The organism is Rhizobium sp. T1470 (genome assembly GCF_042140505.1).
GTDB lineage: Bacteria > Pseudomonadota > Alphaproteobacteria > Rhizobiales > Rhizobiaceae > Rhizobium > Rhizobium favelukesii.
In genome coordinates this window covers 2,643,927-2,660,823 of record NZ_CP148091.1, presented here as the reverse complement: position 1 = coordinate 2,660,823, position 16,897 = coordinate 2,643,927, and the positions used below count along the sequence as shown (strand labels likewise).

The window sequence follows — 16,897 nt, the reverse complement described above, 5'->3', positions numbered from 1 at the left end:
CAACAGAGACGTCGTTGTAGGCCGAGGCGAGTTCTCCGGAGTTCCGCGACAATGACCAAGGCCATCATGCTACAGGGTACCGGCTCCGATGTCGGCAAGACCGTTCTTGTTGCGGGGCTTTGCCGGCTTGCTGCCAATCACGGCCTTGCGGTCCGTCCCTTCAAGCCGCAGAATATGTCGAACAATGCCGCGGTCGCTGACGACGGCGGTGAGATCGGCCGGGCGCAATGGCTGCAGTCGCTCGCTGCGCGGGTGCAGTCCTCGGTGCACATGAACCCTGTGTTGCTCAAGCCGCAAACCGAATACGGCAGCCAGATCATCGTTCAGGGCAAGGTCTGGGGGCAGGCCAAGGGACGGGACTATCAGAAGCTCAAGCCGACACTCCTCGATTACGTGATGCAGAGCTTTTCGGAGATTTCGGTCGGAGCGGATCTTGTGATCGTGGAAGGGGCGGGCTCGCCTGCCGAAATCAATCTCAGGGCCGGTGATATCGCCAATATGGGATTTGCGACGCGTGCCGGCGTGCCGGTGGTGTTGGTCGGCGACATCGATCGTGGCGGCGTGATCGCCTCGCTGGTCGGCACGCATACCATCCTCTCCGATGACGACCGGGCAATGATATCCGGCTACATCATCAACAAGTTTCGTGGTGACGTTTCGCTCTTCGATGCCGGAATCGATGCAGTGCGGCGTTTTACGGGATGGCCATGCCTCGGCGTCGTGCCATGGCTGAAGCACGCTTCGCGGTTGCCCGCCGAAGACTCGGTCGCGCTGGAGAGCCTGGCACGGGGCGGTTCGGCCGCGCTGAAGATCGCAGTGCCGGTCTTTCCCCGCATCGCGAATTTCGACGATCTGGATCCGCTGGCGGCAGAACCGGATGTCGAGTTGGTTTTTGTTCGCGCCGGAGAGCGGTTGCCGTCGGATGCCCGGCTGGTGATTCTGCCCGGTTCGAAATCGACGATCGCCGACCTGGCGGATATGCGCGTGCAGGGTTGGGATGTTGATCTTTTGGCCCATGTGAAGCGGGGCGGGCGGGTCATCGGCATCTGCGGCGGCTATCAGATGCTCGGACGCAAGGTGCATGATCCCCTGGGCATCGAGGGGGACCCCGCGCAGGTCACCGGCCTCGGGTTGCTGGACGTCGAGACGGAGATGGCGCCGGAAAAGACGGTGCGGAACAGCGTCGCTATGGCGGTGGAAGACGGCGCACCGCTTGCCGGCTATCAGATCCACCTCGGCATCACCGTAGGAGAGGATTGCGGCCGGCCATTCGCGATCGTCGATGGCGAACCGGACGGTGCCGTATCGGCCGACGGTCGGATTGCCGGCACGTATCTGCACGGGCTCTTTGCGAGTGACATCTATCGTACCCGTTTGCTGTGGAGTTTCGGTCTTTCTGGTGAGACGAACGATTACCGTGCCGGTGTCGAGAAAGCTTTAGACGACGTTGCGGCCGAGCTGGAAGCCTGCCTTGACCGGCGCTGGCTTGACGAGCTCTTCGGCTAGATCTCGCCGGATATTTCGCGGCGACGGCGATCGAGTTCTTCGCTATAGCGGCGCAGCGTGTAAGCCTCGCTCAGCTGCCCGACAACCTTCCTCTCGATCAGATTGTTGACGACCGCGAGCGCTTCGCTTTCGGTTTTGTCGAAGATGGCGGCTGCCTGCTTGGCGTTCATCTGCGGCTGCAGGAAATCGTTCTTGTAGCGGATGAATTCGCTGAGATCCTCGCCGGTGTCGTCGGTGTCGGTCAGGTTCGCGTAAATATCCGGGACGAGCACTAGCCCGCTGTATTTGCCCGTATCGTCCACCAGGACGACGCGCTGCGCCGAGCCAATGGGGAAGCGTTCCTTGAACTCTTCGATCGAAAGGCCGGCCTTGGCGGTCTTGACGTCGGCGCGCATCAGCCGGCCGACCGTCAGGTTGCGAATCCAGCCGACATCGTGGGCGCTGCGAATGCTCTCGCCGCGCAGATGGAAGCGCCATGTTGCGAAGGAGTAGCCGAAGGTGCTGCGCACGACGAGTGAGGAGGTGATGACGGCCGCAAGGACAAGTGCCGTGATCGGAAAGTCGCCCGTGATCTCCAGCGCCAGGAACGTCATCGTCAGGGGCCCGCCAATAACGGCGACTGCGAGCGAACTCATGCCGACGACCGCGTAGATAACGGGTGTCAGCGTCGCGTGGGCGAAATAGGGCGCGGAATAGGCAAATAGCTTGCCGAGCAGCGCCCCCATGAACAGCGACGCGAAGAAGAGGCCGCCTCTGAAACCCGAGCCGATCGAGATCGCGGAGGCCAAGGCCTTGAGGAGAAGCAGCCCAAGGAGGACCGGAATCGCGAGATCGCGCCCGAGATTGAGGTGCAGCGCTCCGTGTCCCGCTGACAGGATCTGCGGCGTGATAAGGGCGAGGAGACCGACGACGATGCCGCCAAGGGCAGGGCGCAGCGGTGTTGCGATGGAACTCCTGCGCGCCAGTTCCTCGATCGAGGCGACGCCCTGCATGATGAGAATACCGACGCCGGCGCAGACGGCACCGAGCAGCAGCGCCGGGACATAGTCGGCCGGCATGACGGAGCCGAATTCGCCGACATCGATGAGGAAATCACTGCCGGCCAGCAGCCGCGCAATCTGGGTCGCCACCAGCGCGGACACGACGACTGGTGTCAGCGAGACGATGGTGTATGTGCCGATGATGAGCTCGAAGGCATAGAACGCGCCGGTCAGTGGCGCATTAAAGGCCGCCGCAATCGCACCGGCCGCGCCGCATCCGACGAGAACGCGCAGGTCCGATCGGCGAAGCTGCAACTTCAGGCCAAGCTTCGAGGCCAGACCGGCTGCCAACTGCGTGTAGCCGGCTTCCAAACCAACGGAGGCACCGAAGCCGTTCGAAATGAGGTTCTGAACGGCAACGAGGATGCTGTCGGTCAGCGACAGGCGTCCGCCATGTAATGCGTTCGCCTCGATCGGGTCGACCATCGGCTTCTTACGGGTCTTGGCGAGGATGAACAGCAGAAGACCGAGCAGGATGCCGCCGCAAACCGGTGCCGTCAGCAGCAGGAACTTGTCGTCGATCTGGGAGGAGCTCAGCCTCTCGACGTCGCTGATTCCGAAGATCAGCCTGTGCATTGCGCGGGAAACGAGGCTCATGCCCGTCACCGCCAGGCCGGAGATCACCCCGACGATCGCGCCGGCGATGACCATCCCCATTTCGCTGCGCCGTAACAGAGCGCGCATCCGCCCGATATCGAGAAGCGTATGAAACGGACCGAAACGGCGGATATTGATTTTTAGGAGCATGACAGGAAAACTAGGCAGGTGTAGGCGCGATCAAGTGCAGAAAGGGACGGGCAAATCAGTGGCGCAACCCGCTTGCGATGCAATTGCGGCAAAAGACCGGCGCCGGCAACAATTATTTGTGACGTAAGCCACTGATAAAAGACGATAAATTTGGTAGAGAAGGTCGTCTTGGTCGCGGTTTCAGGCATGCAATGTCATATTGCGAGACGACGGCTTACGATTGACTTCGCCAGGGGCCTTGCCTAACGATGACTCCATAACGGATGGTTCCGGACCGGTTGAATCGGTGCGGATGAAAAGGGAATGTGAAGCGGTGGACCCAATCCGGGCGCCGTCATCATAGCCGACCCCGCGACTGTAGAGCGGTCAGGGTTTTCCGTCCGGCGTTGGTTCCTCGTGGTTGACAGTCTGCAATAGTGCAGGCGGGCGGCGCGGAAGCGGCGACGGAAAAGTCACTGGCAGTGCGTCATGATCAACCGGGGCTGGACGCCTCTCAAGTCTACGAATCGTCCGCCTTTTCATGAAATGCAGCCGGGAAGACGAGGAAAATCCGCTGGCACGATCAGGGGCGACCGGTTTCCGGTCTGCCCCGATCGCGGCCAAAACCCGCGAGCCAGGAGACCTGCCAATCGTGCCGGGCAAAAAGCCCATCCCTGGGCGATGCCCGCTGCCAGCACGGAGGTTGTCATGGCTGAAAGTAAGATTTTAAGGCTGCGTGCAGCCGTTCCGGTTCCGTGCGGAAGGCGTCCGCAGATGGGACAGTATTTTCCATGAGCCTGATATCATCTGGCACGACCTTCGTTCTCGGCGGTGCGCGCTCGGGAAAATCGCGCTTTGCCGAGCAACTGGTCGTTTCGGGCGGCCTGGAGCGCCACTATGTGGCGACCGGCCGGGCTTGGGATGAGGAAATGCGCTCCCGGATCGACACGCACAAAGCCGACCGCGGCGATCTCTGGCACACCCATGAAGAGCCGCTCGATCTTGTCGGATGCCTGCGGGCAATCGATGGCGAAGGACGGGCGATCCTGGTGGATTGCCTGACGCTTTGGGTCACCAATCTGATGATGGAAGAGCGCGACATGGTGGCGGAGTTCGCCTCGCTTGCCGCCTACGTGCCTGCGGCACGCGCGCGCCTCGTCATCGTTTCCAACGAGGTCGGTCTCGGCATCGTTCCGGAAAACCGCATGGCGCGGGAGTTCCGGGATCATGCCGGCCGCCTGCATCAAATGATCGCGGCGGAAGCTGCGGACGTGTATTTTATCGCGGCAGGTCTGCCGCTGAAGATGAAGGGTTGAATTTCATGAACCAGCAGAAAATCCCGGCGACCGTGATCACCGGCTTTCTCGGCGCCGGCAAGACGACGATGATCCGCAATCTGCTTTCCAACACGAACGGCAAGAAAATCGCGCTGATTATCAACGAATTCGGCGATCTCGGCGTCGACGGCGAGGTGCTCAAGGGCTGCGGCGCCGAGAATTGCACCGAAGATGACATCATCGAGCTCACCAATGGCTGCATCTGCTGCACGGTTGCCGACGACTTCATTCCGACGATGACCAAGCTTCTGGAGCGCGAACAGCGCCCCGACCACATCGTCATCGAAACCTCCGGTCTCGCGCTGCCGCAGCCGCTCGTGGCGGCCTTCAATTGGCCTGACATTCGCACGCAGGTCACCGTCGACGGCGTTATCACCGTTGTCGATAGCGCTGCCGTGGCGGCCGGCCGTTTTGCCGACGATCACGGTGCCGTGGAAGCCCGTCGCGTGGAGGATGAATCGCTCGATCATGAAAGCCCGATCGAAGAACTTTTCGAAGATCAGCTCACCTGCGCCGATCTGATCGTGCTCAACAAGATCGATCTTCTTGACACGGCAGGCCTCGGTCGCGTGCGCGATGAGGTCGCGTCCCGTATCGCCCGCAAGCCCGTGATGATCGAGGCGCGCAACGGCGAGGTTCCGGCAAGCGTGTTGCTCGGGCTCGGGGTCGGTACCGAGGATGACGTGGCCAACCGCAAATCCCACCATGAGCTCGAGCACGAGGATGGTGTACCGCATGACCACGACGAGTTCGATAGCTTCGTCGTGGAACTCGGCCCTGTTGCCGATCCTGCCACGTTCGTGGATGCGCTGAAGGGCGTCATTGGCGAACATGACGTGCTGCGGCTGAAGGGCTTCGTCGATGTCCCCGGCAAGCCGATGCGCCTGCAGCTGCAGGCGGTCGGAAGCCGTGTGGACCATTATTTCGATCGCGCCTGGGCGCCCGGCGAAGCACGCGGCACCCGCCTGGTCGTGATCGGCCTGCACGACATGGACGAGGCGGCAGTTCGCACGGCAATCGAAGCGCTGGCATAAGGCAGACCAATGCATCTGCTCCTGGCACAACAGGGAACGATCAGCGACGGCGAGGAGGCGATCGATCTCGGTCAATCTCCCGGCGATGTCCTATTCCTGTCGGCCGCCGATACCGAGCTTGCCGCCATGGCGGCCGCGTATGATGGTGCGGCCGCCGGTTTTTCGCTGCGGCTCGCAAGCCTGATGAGCCTGAAACACCCGATGTCGGTCGATGCCTATATCGAGCGGACAGCCCGGCACGCGAAGCTGATCGTCGTCAGGGCGCTCGGCGGTGCCAGCTATTTTCACTATGCGCTGGAAGCGCTTCATGCGGCGGCAGCGCGCTATGGCGCGCTCATCGCCGTACTGCCGGGAGATTCGAAGCCGGACGCGGGTTTGACACCGTTTTCGAATGTGCCGCTCGAAGAGTTAAATGCCCTCTGGGCCTATCTTATCGAAGGAGGTGACGCCAATTCGCATGCGTTTCTCTCCTATGCCGGCGCGATGCTCTCAGGCGCGGAAAAGCCCGAGGCGGCTTCGCCGCTGATGAAGGCTGGGATCTGGTGGCCGGGCAAGGGCGTCGTCGGCGTCGAGGAGTGGAAGTCGGCGTGCGACGAGCGGGTTCGATTCCCGCAGGAGGTGCCGCATTCGCCAGTTGTGGCAGTCAGCTTCTATCGCGCGCTCGTGCAGAGCGGCGAGACGCGACCGGTCGAAGCGTTGATCGATACGCTGCTGGCCGAACGCATCCGGCCGCTGCCGGTGTTCGCCTACAGTCTCAAGGACCCCGTCTCGAAGGGCATTCTCGAAAGCGTCTTCGACGCCATCAAACCCGAGGTGGTGATCAACACGACTGGCTTTGCAGTGTCTGCGCCCGGTGCGGATCGCGAGCCGACCGTGCTTGAGGCCAACGACGCGGTTGTGCTTCAGGCGATCTTTTCGGCGTCGTCGCGGCAGGCATGGACCTCCTCCTCGCAGGGGCTCACCGCGCGCGACCTTGGAATGAGTGTTGCTCTGCCGGAGGTTGATGGGCGCGTGCTTGCCCGTGCGGTCTCGTTCAAATCGGCGGCCCGCTATGACGCGAGGGTCGAGGCCAACATCGTCGGCAGCGAGCCCGATATCGAGCGAATGCGCTATACAGCCCAGCTTGCTGCCAACTGGGCGAAGCTGCGCACGACATCCGCCGGCGACCGGCGCATTGCGCTCGTGATGGCGAACTATCCGAACCGCGACGGAAGGCTCGGCAATGGCGTCGGGCTGGATACGCCTGCCGGCACGGTCGAGGTGCTGAAGGCAATGCGTGCCGCCGGTTACACAATCGCGGGTGTGCCGGATGATGGCGACTCCCTGATCCGGCGCCTGATGGAAGGACCGACAAATTCCGGCACGGATGGGAAGCTTGCAAGTGAAGTGCTTTCATTGAGTCGTTACAATGCCTTCTTCAGAAGTCTTCCCAAAAAGATTCAGGACGAAATCAACACGCGCTGGGGTGCGCCTGAGACCGATCGCTATGTGCTGGACGGCGCTTTTGCACTGCCGTTCCTGCGGCTTGGAGAGGTGCTCGTCGGCATCCAGCCGGCGCGCGGCTACAACATCGATCCGAAGGAAAGCTACCATTCGCCGGACCTCGTGCCGCCGCATGGCTATCTCGCCTTTTACGCTTTCCTTCGCCACGAGTTCGGCGCTCACGCCGTCATCCACATGGGCAAGCACGGCAATCTCGAGTGGCTGCCAGGCAAGGCATTGGCGCTCTCCGAGGAATGCTATCCAGAGGCGATCCTCGGGCCTATGCCGCATCTTTATCCGTTTATCGTCAATGATCCCGGCGAGGGAACGCAGGCCAAGCGGCGGACCGGGGCTGTCATCATCGACCATCTGACACCGCCGCTGACGCGTGCCGAGAGCTACGGGCCCCTGAAGGATCTGGAGGCACTGGTCGACGAATACTACGAGGCGTCAGGTGGCGATCCACGCCGCATTCGGCTTCTCAGCAAGCAGATTCTCGATCTTGTCGCAGATATCGGTCTCGACCGCGATGCTGGTATCGACAAGGGCGAGAGCGAAAACGAGGCGTTGAAGAAGCTCGATTCCTATCTCTGCGATCTCAAGGAAATGCAGATCCGCGATGGTTTGCACGTCTTCGGTGTCTCGCCGCAGGGTCGATTGCTGACCGATCTGAGCGTGGCGCTGGCTCGGGTCCCGCGTGGTCTTGGCCACGGTGGCGACCGCAGCCTACAGCGGGCGATTGCTGCCGATGTAGGCTTGGATTTCGACCCTCTCGACTGCGACATGGCCGGGTCTTGGCCGGGGCCGTTCCCGGATACCCTTGCGGCGGCCATGGATGGTGTCTGGCGCACGAATGGCGATGCGGTCGAGCGGATCGAACTGCTTGCGGCACGGCTGGTCGCCGGCGAGGTCGCTTGCCCGGAAGATTGGGGGGCTACGCGCGCCGTCCTGGGGATGATCGAAACGCGGCTCAAGCCTGCCATCGTTGCATGCGGGGCCGCGGAGATCGAAGGCCTGCTCCGGGGGCTCGACGGTCGTTTCGTGCCGCCCGGGCCGTCGGGTGCGCCGACGCGAGGACGCCCGGATGTGCTGCCGACCGGGCGGAACTTCTATTCGGTAGACAGCCGCGCGGTTCCGACGCCGGCGGCCTACGAACTCGGGAAAAAGTCCGCCGAACTGCTGATCCGCCGGTATGTGCAGGATCACGGCGAATGGCCGGTATCCTTCGGCCTGACCGCCTGGGGCACATCGAACATGCGCACCGGCGGCGATGATATTGCCCAGGCGCTGGCGCTGATCGGCGTGAAGCCGGTATGGGACATGACCTCGCGGCGCGTCACCGGTTATGAAATCATCCCGCCGGCGCTGCTGCGCCGCCCGCGTGTCGACGTGACGTTGCGCATTTCCGGCTTCTTCAGGGATGCGTTTCCCGAACAGATCGCGCTCTTCGACAAGGCGATCCGTGCCGTCGGTGCGCTGGACGAGGACCCGGCGGACAATCCGATTGCCGAGCGCATGCGCGGCGAAGCGGCGCGGCTCGAGGCTGCCGGGCTGGACGCGGCGCAAGCCCGACGCCGTGCCGGCTATCGTATCTTCGGCTCGAAGCCGGGCGCCTACGGTGCCGGCTTGCAGGCATTGATCGACGAGAAGGGATGGGAACGCCGGGCCGATCTCGCCGAAGCCTATCTCGTATGGGGAAGCTACGCGTACGGCGCCGGCGAGGAAGGCCGGGCCGAGCGCGGCGTCTTCGAAGAGCGCCTGCGCTCGATCCAGGCGGTGGTGCAGAACCAGGACAACCGCGAGCACGACCTTCTGGACAGCGACGACTACTACCAGTTCGAGGGCGGCATGGCTGCCGCGACCGAGATGCTGGCGGGTGACCGACCGTCGATCTACCACAACGACCACTCGCGACCGGAAAAGCCGGTCATCCGATCGTTGGAAGAGGAGATCGGGCGTGTCGTGCGTGGCCGCGTGGTCAATCCGAAGTGGATCAATGGCGTCATGCGCCATGGCTACAAGGGAGCCTTTGAGATCGCCGCGACCGTCGATTACCTCTTCGCCTTTTCCGCGACGACAGGCGCGGTGGGCAATCATCATTTCGAAGCCGTCTATCAGGCCTTCGTGGTCGATCAGAAGGTGCGCGATTTCATGGTCGAGAAAAATCCGGCCGCCTTCGACGACATGAAGGAACGGCTGCTCGAGGCCATCGATCGCCGCCTTTGGACGCCGCGCAGCAATTCGGCGCGGTTCGACCTTTCAGACACATTCAAGCTTGCATCCGGGGAAAATTGAGATGACTGACGAAACCACTGAGCCGGCTGGCCACGACGACGCACGCCACGCCGAGAAGATGGCCAAGAAGAAAGCCGCCCGCGACAAGATCATGGCCTCAAAGACCGATGAGAAGGGCCTCATCATCGTCCATACCGGTAAAGGCAAGGGCAAGTCTTCCTCGGCGTTCGGGATGATTTTCCGGCATATCGCGCATGGAAAGCCCTGCGCCGTCGTGCAGTTCATCAAGGGCGCGATGTGGACCGGCGAGCGCGATCTGATCGAGAAGCACTTCTCCGACATCTGCCAGTTCCACACCATGGGCGAGGGCTTCACCTGGGAGACGCAGGATCGCGCCCGTGATGTCGCCGCCGCATCCGCGGCCTGGGAGAAGGCCAAAGAGCTGATCCGGGACGAGCGCAATTCGATGGTGCTGCTCGACGAGATCAACATCGCGCTTCGCTACGACTACCTCGACATCAACGAGGTGGTGGCGTTTCTGAAGACCGAAAAGCCGTATATGAGCCACGTCGTTCTGACCGGGCGCAACGCGAAGGACGAGCTGATCGAAATTGCCGATCTCGTCACCGAGATGGAGCTGATCAAGCATCCGTTCCGCTCGGGCATCAAGGGGCAGCCGGGCGTGGAGTTCTGACAGGAACTGTCTCGGGGTGCCGCCGGTCTCCGTCGGGACGCTGTTGCTTACGCTCTTCTAGGAGCCAAGCCGGCACACCGGGCGCCAGCGTCAAATCTCCAGCCAGACGCGGATCGGATTGGCTGGATCGGCCAGAAGCTTGATCGTGAAGGCAACGCAGACGACGACGAGCAGCGGCTTGATCAGGCGCGCGCCGGTGCGCATCGCAAGCCGCGAGCCGAGCTGCGCCCCGAGGAACTGGCAGACGCCCATCATTAGCCCGATCTTCCAAAGGATCGCACCGAAGGAGACGAAGACGACGAGCGCGCCGATGTTCGAGCCGAAATTCAGGAGCTTGGTATGCGCCGTGGCCTTTAGCATACCGAAGCCGGCCAGCGACACGAAGGATAGCATGAAGAAGGAGCCGGTGCCCGGACCGAAGACGCCGTCGTAAAATCCGATTGCCGGAACCAGCGTCAGGCCGAAGACGGAGGGCATCATGCGGCGATGCTTGTCGACGTCGTTCAGGTTTGGCTTCAACGCAAAATAGAGCGCGATCGCCACAAGAAGGACCGGCATGATTGCCCGCAGGACGTCACCAGGCACGATCGTTGCCAAAGCGGCTCCAAGGGAGCCGCCGAAGATTGCCATCAGCGCCATCGGCAGCTGCGTACGCAGATGAACATGTCCGTTGCGGGCATAGGCGATCGTGGCGGAGGCTGCGCCGAACACCGACTGCACCTTGTTGGTGCCAAGTGTTTGCAGCGGTGGAATACCCGCAATCAACATCGCCGGGACCGTGATGAGGCCTCCGCCGCCAGCGATGGAATCGACGAATCCAGCGAAAAAGCCGGCTGCGGCGAGCATGAAGAGCAGATGAGGGGCAAGGTCGGACAAGGGAGGAAACTCTGGAATGCAGTATGCGGCGCACGCATGTTGCATTTCCGGCCCCTTGCTGCAATGGCTTGAGGGACACAGGGGCCGGTTTCATTGTCGCACGTGACTGGAATTGTATTCGATAGGACGCACCGGTACGTGCTCGGTCTGGGCTGCGAGCGCGGAACGTCGGAGGACGAGGTAAACGAGCTTGCCCGAACGGCATTGGCGGCAGCGGGCATTGTCCAAGCCGAGCTAGCGGCCGTCGCCACCATCGACTGTCGCATCAATGAAGCCGCGATCGTTGCAGTAACACGTGACCTCGGCGCGCCGCTCTTATTCTTCGCTGCCGCGCGGCTCGAAGAAGAGACGCCGCGGCTGAAAAATCCGTCGGCGATCGTGTTTGCCCGCGTGGGATGTCACGGCGTCGCCGAATCGGCTGCGCTGGCCGTGATTGGACCGCATGCGGAGCTCATCGTCCCGAAGATCAAGTCGCGCCGTGCCACTGCAGCGATTGCGTGTGCCCTGTTGCAGAAAGATTAGCGGGCGCTATGGTGGCCGCCGATTTCGCGGCGCCGTCCGGCTGCCCTACGACAATAACGAAAAGAGGCATACTCATGCATAAGGTCATTTATGACACGGATCCGGGCGTCGATGATGCAATGGCTCTGCTCTTCCTGCACCGCCATCCCGAGATCGATCTGATCGGCATCACGACGGTCTTCGGAAACGCCTCGGTCGAGACGACGACGCGCAACGCGCTGTTCTTGAAGCGTGAATGGAACATTCCTGCTCCCGTCGCCAAGGGGGCGAGCGTGACGATCGATCCGGAGCGTCGGGAGGGGGGGTGGCCGACCTTCGTGCATGGCGAGAACGGCCTCGGCAATATCAAGGTGCCTGAAACGATCGATCTGCCGCTCGATCCGCGTTCTGCGCACCGCTTCATCATCGATACGGTCCGCGCCAATCCGGGCGAGGTCAGGCTGGTTGCCGTCGGTCGCACGACCAACCTGGCCATGGCGCTCAAAGAGGACCCGGAGATTGCCGGTCTCGTGAAGGACGTTGTCATCATGGGCGGCAACTTCTACGTTCCGGGCAACGTGTCGCCGGTCGCGGAAGCCAACATCCATGGCGATCCGGAAGCGGCCGACATCGTCCTGACCGCGCCCTGGAGGGTCGCCGTCATTGGTCTTGACGTGACCGCGATCACGACGATGAGCCGCAGCTACCTCGCCGACGTTGCGGCCAAGGGCGACAGCGCCGCGAAGCTGCTGAACGATCTTTCGCAGGACTATATCGATTTCTATAAGCACGCCGTCGAAGACGGCATGATGGTTCACGACAGTTGTGCATGTGTCTATGTCGTCGCTCCCGAGCTGTTCTCGACTATCCATGGTCCGGTTCGCGTCGTCTGCGGCGGTATTGCCGACGGGCAGACGATCGTGAAGCCGGACGGCCGCCACTTCCCGCCCGGTAATTGGGACGGTCTACCGAGCCAGGTTGTCTGCACTGGCATCGACTCCGAAAGGGTGATCAATCTCATACGCGATGCGGTTTTGCGCGCGTGAGAACTTGCGCTCGGTCGGGCGCGGATCTTTGCGCGTCCGTTGGACCGGCAGAGGGGTCTGAGAGAGCCTGCCTTTCATATCTTTCTCTTGCCCAGCGGCGTTGACCTCGCCACCTGCGGAGCATAGATCATGCCAATGATCGAAGCTGCGTTTTCACATCTGCCGGCTCTTGAGCCGGGCAGCGTCTGGCTTGTGGGTGCGGGTCCGGGCGAGCCGGGATTGCTGACGCTTCTTGCCGCCAAGGGGCTGGCGGAGGCGGACGTGGTGGTTCACGATGCGCTTGTGAACACCGATTGCCTGAAGCTCGCGCGGCCGGACGCCCTGCTGGAATATGCCGGAAAGCGAGGTGGAAAGCCGTCCGCCAGGCAGCGCGACATTTCGTTGCGGTTGGTTGAACTTGCCCGTGCCGGAAAGCGCGTCTTGCGTCTCAAGGGTGGCGATCCCTTCGTCTTCGGGCGTGGCGGCGAGGAAGCGTTGACGCTGGTCGAGCACAATGTTCCGTTTCGCATCGTTCCGGGCATCACGGCCGGTATCGGCGGATTGGCCTATGCCGGCATTCCTGTAACGCACAGGGATGTCAACCATGCGGTTACATTCCTCACCGGGCATGACTCCTCAGGAATCGTGCCGGATGCCATCGATTGGGAGGCCATCGGCAAGGCCTCGCCTGTGATCGTGATGTATATGGCGATGAAGCATATCGCCCAGATCAGCAGAAATCTCATTGCAGCGGGGCGGTCCCCGGAAGAACCGGTCGCCTTCGTCTGCAACGCATCGACGGGCGATCAGCAAGTGCTCGAAACGACACTTGGCGAGGCACCTTCGGCGGCCTCGGGGCTCGAGCCGCCGGCGATTGTTGTGGTCGGGGAGGTGGTGCGGCTGAGGCAATCGCTTGATTGGCTGGGTGCTCTTGCGGGACGCAAGTTGCGCTCTGATCCCTTCCGGGACTCGAACAGCAGGGAGACGGCATGAGCGGTTTGTTGATTGCGGCCCCGTCCTCCGGATCGGGCAAGACGACGGTGACACTGGGGCTCCTGCGGGCGCTTCGAAGGCGCGGTGTCGCGATAGCACCCGGCAAGGCGGGCCCCGACTATATCGATCCGGCCTTTCATGCGGCGGCGAGCGGCGTTGCCTGTCTCAACTTCGATCCATGGGCGATGCGCCCGGAACTGATTGCCGCCAATGCGACCCTGCATCGCTCCGGCGACCGCATCCTCGTCATCGAGGCGATGATGGGGCTCTTCGATGGTGCGACCGACGGGAAGGGGACCGTAGCCGATCTTGCCGCCATGCTTGGTCTTTCCGTGGTTTTCGTCGTCGATGCCTCGCATATGTCGCAGTCGGTGGCGGCACTGGTGACTGGATTTGCTGGCTTCCGGGCCGATGTTCGCATCGCCGGCGTGATTCTCAACAAGGTTGGGGGCGAACGGCATGAGATGATGCTTCGCAAAGCGCTTGATGCGGTCCGCATGCCGATCGTTGCCGTCGTCCGCCGCGACAATGACATCGCCCTTCCCGAAAGGCATCTCGGTCTCGTTCAGGCGGGAGAACATCAGACGCTCGAGAGCTTCATAGAGCATGCAGCCGATGCCGTGTCCGATGCATGCAATTTCGAATTCCTGCTGCGCATCGCGCGTCAAGGGCTCAATCGTCCATCTACTGCCAACATCGCCCGGTTGCCACCGCTCGGTAGCAGGATCGCCGTGGCGCGCGACGTCGCCTTTGCTTTCTCATACGAGCACATGCTTCTCGGCTGGCGTCGGCGCGGTGCCGAAATCTCGTTCTTCTCGCCGCTTGCCGATGAGGCGCCGGATCCCGCTGCAGACGCGATCTATCTGCCAGGCGGCTATCCCGAGCTTCATCCCGGGCGGATCGCGTCTGCCAGCAACTTCAGGTCAAAGGTTATCGACGCCGCGGGCAAGGGCGTGCGAATCTATGGGGAGTGCGGCGGATATATGGTTCTCGGCGAAGGGCTGGTTGACGGCGCCGGCGAGCGCCATCAGATGCTCGGCCTCTTGCCCGTAGTCACCAGCTACGAGGAGCGCAAACGGCATCTCGGCTATCGGCGGGTGAAGCCGTTGAACGCTGCCTACTTCGAACAGCCGATGACCGCGCACGAGTTCCACTATTCGGCCGTGGTTTCCGAGGGCGGGGCCGATCGTCTGTTTCAGGTGACCGATGCGTTGGGCAACGACCTCGGGCAAGCCGGCCTTCAGCGTGGACAGATTGCGGGATCCTACATGCATCTGATCGACCTTGCCGAGGGGGCAAGATGAACGCCCCGATCGTCCATGGAGGCGGCATCACCGCTGCCGCTGCAATCTACGGCGGCGAGGCAGAACACTGGCTTGATCTTTCGACGGGCATCAATCCGTGCCCGGTGCCTGTGCCCGAGATCCCGATGCGCGCCTGGCACCGGCTGCCCGACAGGCATCTGATTGATCAGGCGCGCGCGGCGGCGCAGAGCTATTATCGCAGCGGCGATATTCTCCCGCTGCCTGTTCCCGGCACGCAATCCCTCATCCAGCTATTGCCGCGGCTTTTCGACGGGGGCGGCAAGCGGGTTGCGATTCTCGCTCCGACCTACGGCGAATATGAGCGCGCGTTCCCGATGGCAGGCTGTTGCGTTGAGCTTATCGCCGGTCTGGATGACGTCAGAGCCGATCACGCAGTTGTCGTCGTCGTCAATCCGAACAACCCTGATGGTCGCATCTACGCTCCGGAGAGGCTCGTCGCACTCAGCGAAGAGATGAAGGCTAGGGGAGCTGTTGTCATTGTGGACGAAGCCTTCGGGGATACATGCCCGGAGATGAGCCTGGTCCCTCTTGCCTCGCGAATGCCGAACGTTGTCATCTCCCGTTCCTTCGGCAAGTTCTTCGGGCTGGCAGGGTTGCGCCTGGGGTTTGTCGTGGCCGCTCTGCCGATCGTGGAGCGCATCGAAGGCTTGCTTGGCCCGTGGGCTGTCTCCGGTCCTGCTCTCTCGATCGCAGCAGACCTCCTCCGATCGGACATCGCGCCGATACAGCTTCGGATCTCAGAGAGGTCCGGTGCGCTACGCAAGGTTCTCGATCAAGGCGGTCTGCGCATTATTGGCGGAACCGATCTCTTTGCGCTTGTCGACCATAAGCCGGCAGCCCAGTTACATCGGCATCTCTGCCAACATCATATTCTGGTCCGCAAGTTCGACTATCAGCCGCGTTGGTTGCGTTTTGGTCTCACCGCCGATGCGGCTGGCGACCAACGGCTTTCGGATGCATTGCAGAGTTATACGTCATGACACTCGACCATAACCTTCTCGTGCTGGTTCTGGCCCTTTTGCTCGACAGGATTGTCGGGGATCCGGATGCGCTATGGATGCGGCTTCCGCACCCCGTCGTGCTGCTCGGAAACGCGATCTCCCGCGTCGACCGGATGTTCAATCGAGCCGAGCTCCACAAACGCGATCGCCGGCGCAACGGCGTCTGGTCGATCGCCGGTCTCTTGTTCCTAAGCGGTGTGGCTGGTCTTGTGCTGTATTGGTTCTTCTCGCTGTTCGGTCTTCCTGGAATCCTCCTGGAAGTCATTTGCGTTGCCGTCTTCATGGCGCAGAAGAGCCTTGCCGATCATGTGGAAGCTGTTGCCGCTGGGCTGAAGAGCGGAGGCCTCAGCGGTGGCCGACTGGCTGTTTCGCGAATCGTTGGGCGTGATCCGGAAACACTGGACGAGCCCGCCGTCTGCCGCGCCGCGATCGAGAGCCTTGCCGAGAATTTTTCAGATGGCGTGGTTGCTCCAGCTCTATGGTACGCCGTTTTTGGCTTGCCCGGCCTCTTCGCCTACAAGATGCTGAATACGGCGGATTCGATGATCGGCCACAAATCCGAGAGATACGCGGATTTCGGCTGGGCGGCCGCGCGCCTGGACGACTTCGCCAACTGGCCGGCGGCGCGCTTTTCGATTCTCCTGATCGCGGCCGGAGCCTGGCTGCGGCGAGGAAGCACGGCCTGCCGGGAGGCGCTGCGCATTGCCGCGCGCGACGGCGGCCTGCATCGCTCGCCGAATTCCGGGCGACCGGAGGCGGCAATGGCGGGGGCACTGAATGTGCAGCTCGCCGGACCACGCGTTTATTCCGGGGTTGTCGTCATGGAGCCGATGATCAACGGCGGCGGGCGCGATTCGGCAACGGTGGCCGATATCGAAGATGGCGTCTCGGTCTTCTATGCGAGCTGTTCAATCCTTGCCGCGGCCGCCTTGGTTCTTTTCCTCGTGCTGCTCTAAGCGCAAACAGGGGTGTTTTGCCAACGCATTGCGCGACAAACGGCGCGTTATGCGTTGCTGTTTAAGCAACACTGGTCTTGCAAATTGCGTGCCGAGACGGATGAAAGCATTGGCTTTTTGAAATGGATTTGCCTATGAGGAGGGTTAAATCGTCATTTCAAGAGGT

Annotated in this window: 13 protein-coding genes and 1 riboswitch; of the genes, 11 read left to right on the top strand and 2 right to left on the bottom strand. The window is 62.1% G+C overall.

Features of this window, described 5'->3' with window-relative positions:
* Window positions 1-51 precede the first annotated feature (51 nt).
* On the top strand, window positions 52-1,506 hold the full coding sequence (locus WGT02_RS13435) for a cobyric acid synthase (protein WP_208250231.1): 1,455 nt from the start codon (window positions 52-54) through the stop codon (window positions 1,504-1,506).
* Here the strand turns inward: WGT02_RS13435 and WGT02_RS13430 are convergent.
* Complete coding sequence (locus tag WGT02_RS13430) at window positions 1,503-3,293, bottom strand: chloride channel protein (protein WP_024312923.1); 1,791 nt, start codon at window positions 3,291-3,293, stop codon at window positions 1,503-1,505. The two genes, WGT02_RS13435 and WGT02_RS13430, sit on opposite strands and share 4 nt — an antisense overlap.
* A 247-nt stretch (window positions 3,294-3,540) precedes the next feature.
* Window positions 3,541-3,938, top strand: a riboswitch (cobalamin riboswitch).
* A 125-nt stretch (window positions 3,939-4,063) separates the two neighbouring features.
* Here WGT02_RS13430 and cobU point away from each other — a divergent pair.
* From cobU to cobO, 4 genes are read left to right on the top strand one after another with little or no spacing between them, the layout of a single operon-like run.
* Window positions 4,064-4,588 carry a bifunctional adenosylcobinamide kinase/adenosylcobinamide-phosphate guanylyltransferase gene (cobU, locus tag WGT02_RS13425; RefSeq protein ID WP_208250233.1) on the top strand — a complete coding sequence of 175 codons (525 nt, stop codon included), beginning with the start codon at window positions 4,064-4,066 and terminating at the stop codon, window positions 4,586-4,588.
* A 5-nt stretch (window positions 4,589-4,593) separates the two neighbouring features.
* Window positions 4,594-5,643, top strand: coding sequence for a cobalamin biosynthesis protein CobW (gene cobW / locus WGT02_RS13420; RefSeq protein ID WP_024312921.1), 1,050 nt, complete (start codon window positions 4,594-4,596; stop codon window positions 5,641-5,643).
* Window positions 5,644-5,652: 9 nt separating this feature from the next.
* A complete protein-coding gene (gene cobN, locus WGT02_RS13415) occupies window positions 5,653-9,420 on the top strand; it encodes a cobaltochelatase subunit CobN (protein WP_208250234.1) in 3,768 nt (1,255 codons plus the stop codon).
* 1 nt (window position 9,421) lies between these two features.
* Complete coding sequence (gene cobO, locus WGT02_RS13410; RefSeq protein WP_024312919.1) at window positions 9,422-10,054, top strand: cob(I)yrinic acid a,c-diamide adenosyltransferase; 633 nt, start codon at window positions 9,422-9,424, stop codon at window positions 10,052-10,054.
* Window positions 10,055-10,144: 90 nt separating this feature from the next.
* Here cobO and WGT02_RS13405 read toward each other — a convergent pair whose 3' ends face one another.
* The gene (locus WGT02_RS13405; protein WP_208250236.1) at window positions 10,145-10,930 is read right to left on the bottom strand and encodes a TSUP family transporter; all 786 of its coding nucleotides are present in this window, start codon (window positions 10,928-10,930) and stop codon (window positions 10,145-10,147) included.
* A gap of 102 nt (window positions 10,931-11,032) precedes the next feature.
* Between WGT02_RS13405 and WGT02_RS13400 the strand changes: the two genes are divergently transcribed.
* The 6 genes from WGT02_RS13400 to cbiB all read left to right on the top strand — a co-directional run bounded on the left by WGT02_RS13400 (window position 11,033) and on the right by cbiB (window position 16,731).
* Window positions 11,033-11,452 carry a cobalamin biosynthesis protein gene (locus WGT02_RS13400; RefSeq protein ID WP_024312917.1) on the top strand — a complete coding sequence of 140 codons (420 nt, stop codon included), beginning with the start codon at window positions 11,033-11,035 and terminating at the stop codon, window positions 11,450-11,452.
* A gap of 74 nt (window positions 11,453-11,526) precedes the next feature.
* Entirely contained in the window at window positions 11,527-12,477 is a 951-nt protein-coding gene (locus tag WGT02_RS13395; protein ID WP_208250238.1) for a nucleoside hydrolase, read from the top strand.
* A gap of 135 nt (window positions 12,478-12,612) precedes the next feature.
* Window positions 12,613-13,449 carry a uroporphyrinogen-III C-methyltransferase gene (gene cobA / locus WGT02_RS13390; RefSeq protein ID WP_024312915.1) on the top strand — a complete coding sequence of 279 codons (837 nt, stop codon included), beginning with the start codon at window positions 12,613-12,615 and terminating at the stop codon, window positions 13,447-13,449.
* Window positions 13,446-14,753, top strand: a complete 1,308-nt coding sequence (locus WGT02_RS13385) for a cobyrinate a,c-diamide synthase (protein ID WP_208250240.1) — start codon at window positions 13,446-13,448, stop codon at window positions 14,751-14,753. The genes cobA and WGT02_RS13385 overlap by 4 nt, the downstream gene beginning before the upstream one ends.
* Entirely contained in the window at window positions 14,750-15,754 is a 1,005-nt protein-coding gene (gene cobD, locus WGT02_RS13380) for a threonine-phosphate decarboxylase CobD (RefSeq protein ID WP_024312913.1), read from the top strand. Before WGT02_RS13385 ends, cobD begins: the two co-directional genes overlap by 4 nt.
* Complete coding sequence (gene cbiB / locus WGT02_RS13375; RefSeq protein ID WP_024312912.1) at window positions 15,751-16,731, top strand: adenosylcobinamide-phosphate synthase CbiB; 981 nt, start codon at window positions 15,751-15,753, stop codon at window positions 16,729-16,731. The genes cobD and cbiB overlap by 4 nt, the downstream gene beginning before the upstream one ends.
* The last annotated feature ends 166 nt before the right edge of the window (window positions 16,732-16,897 follow it).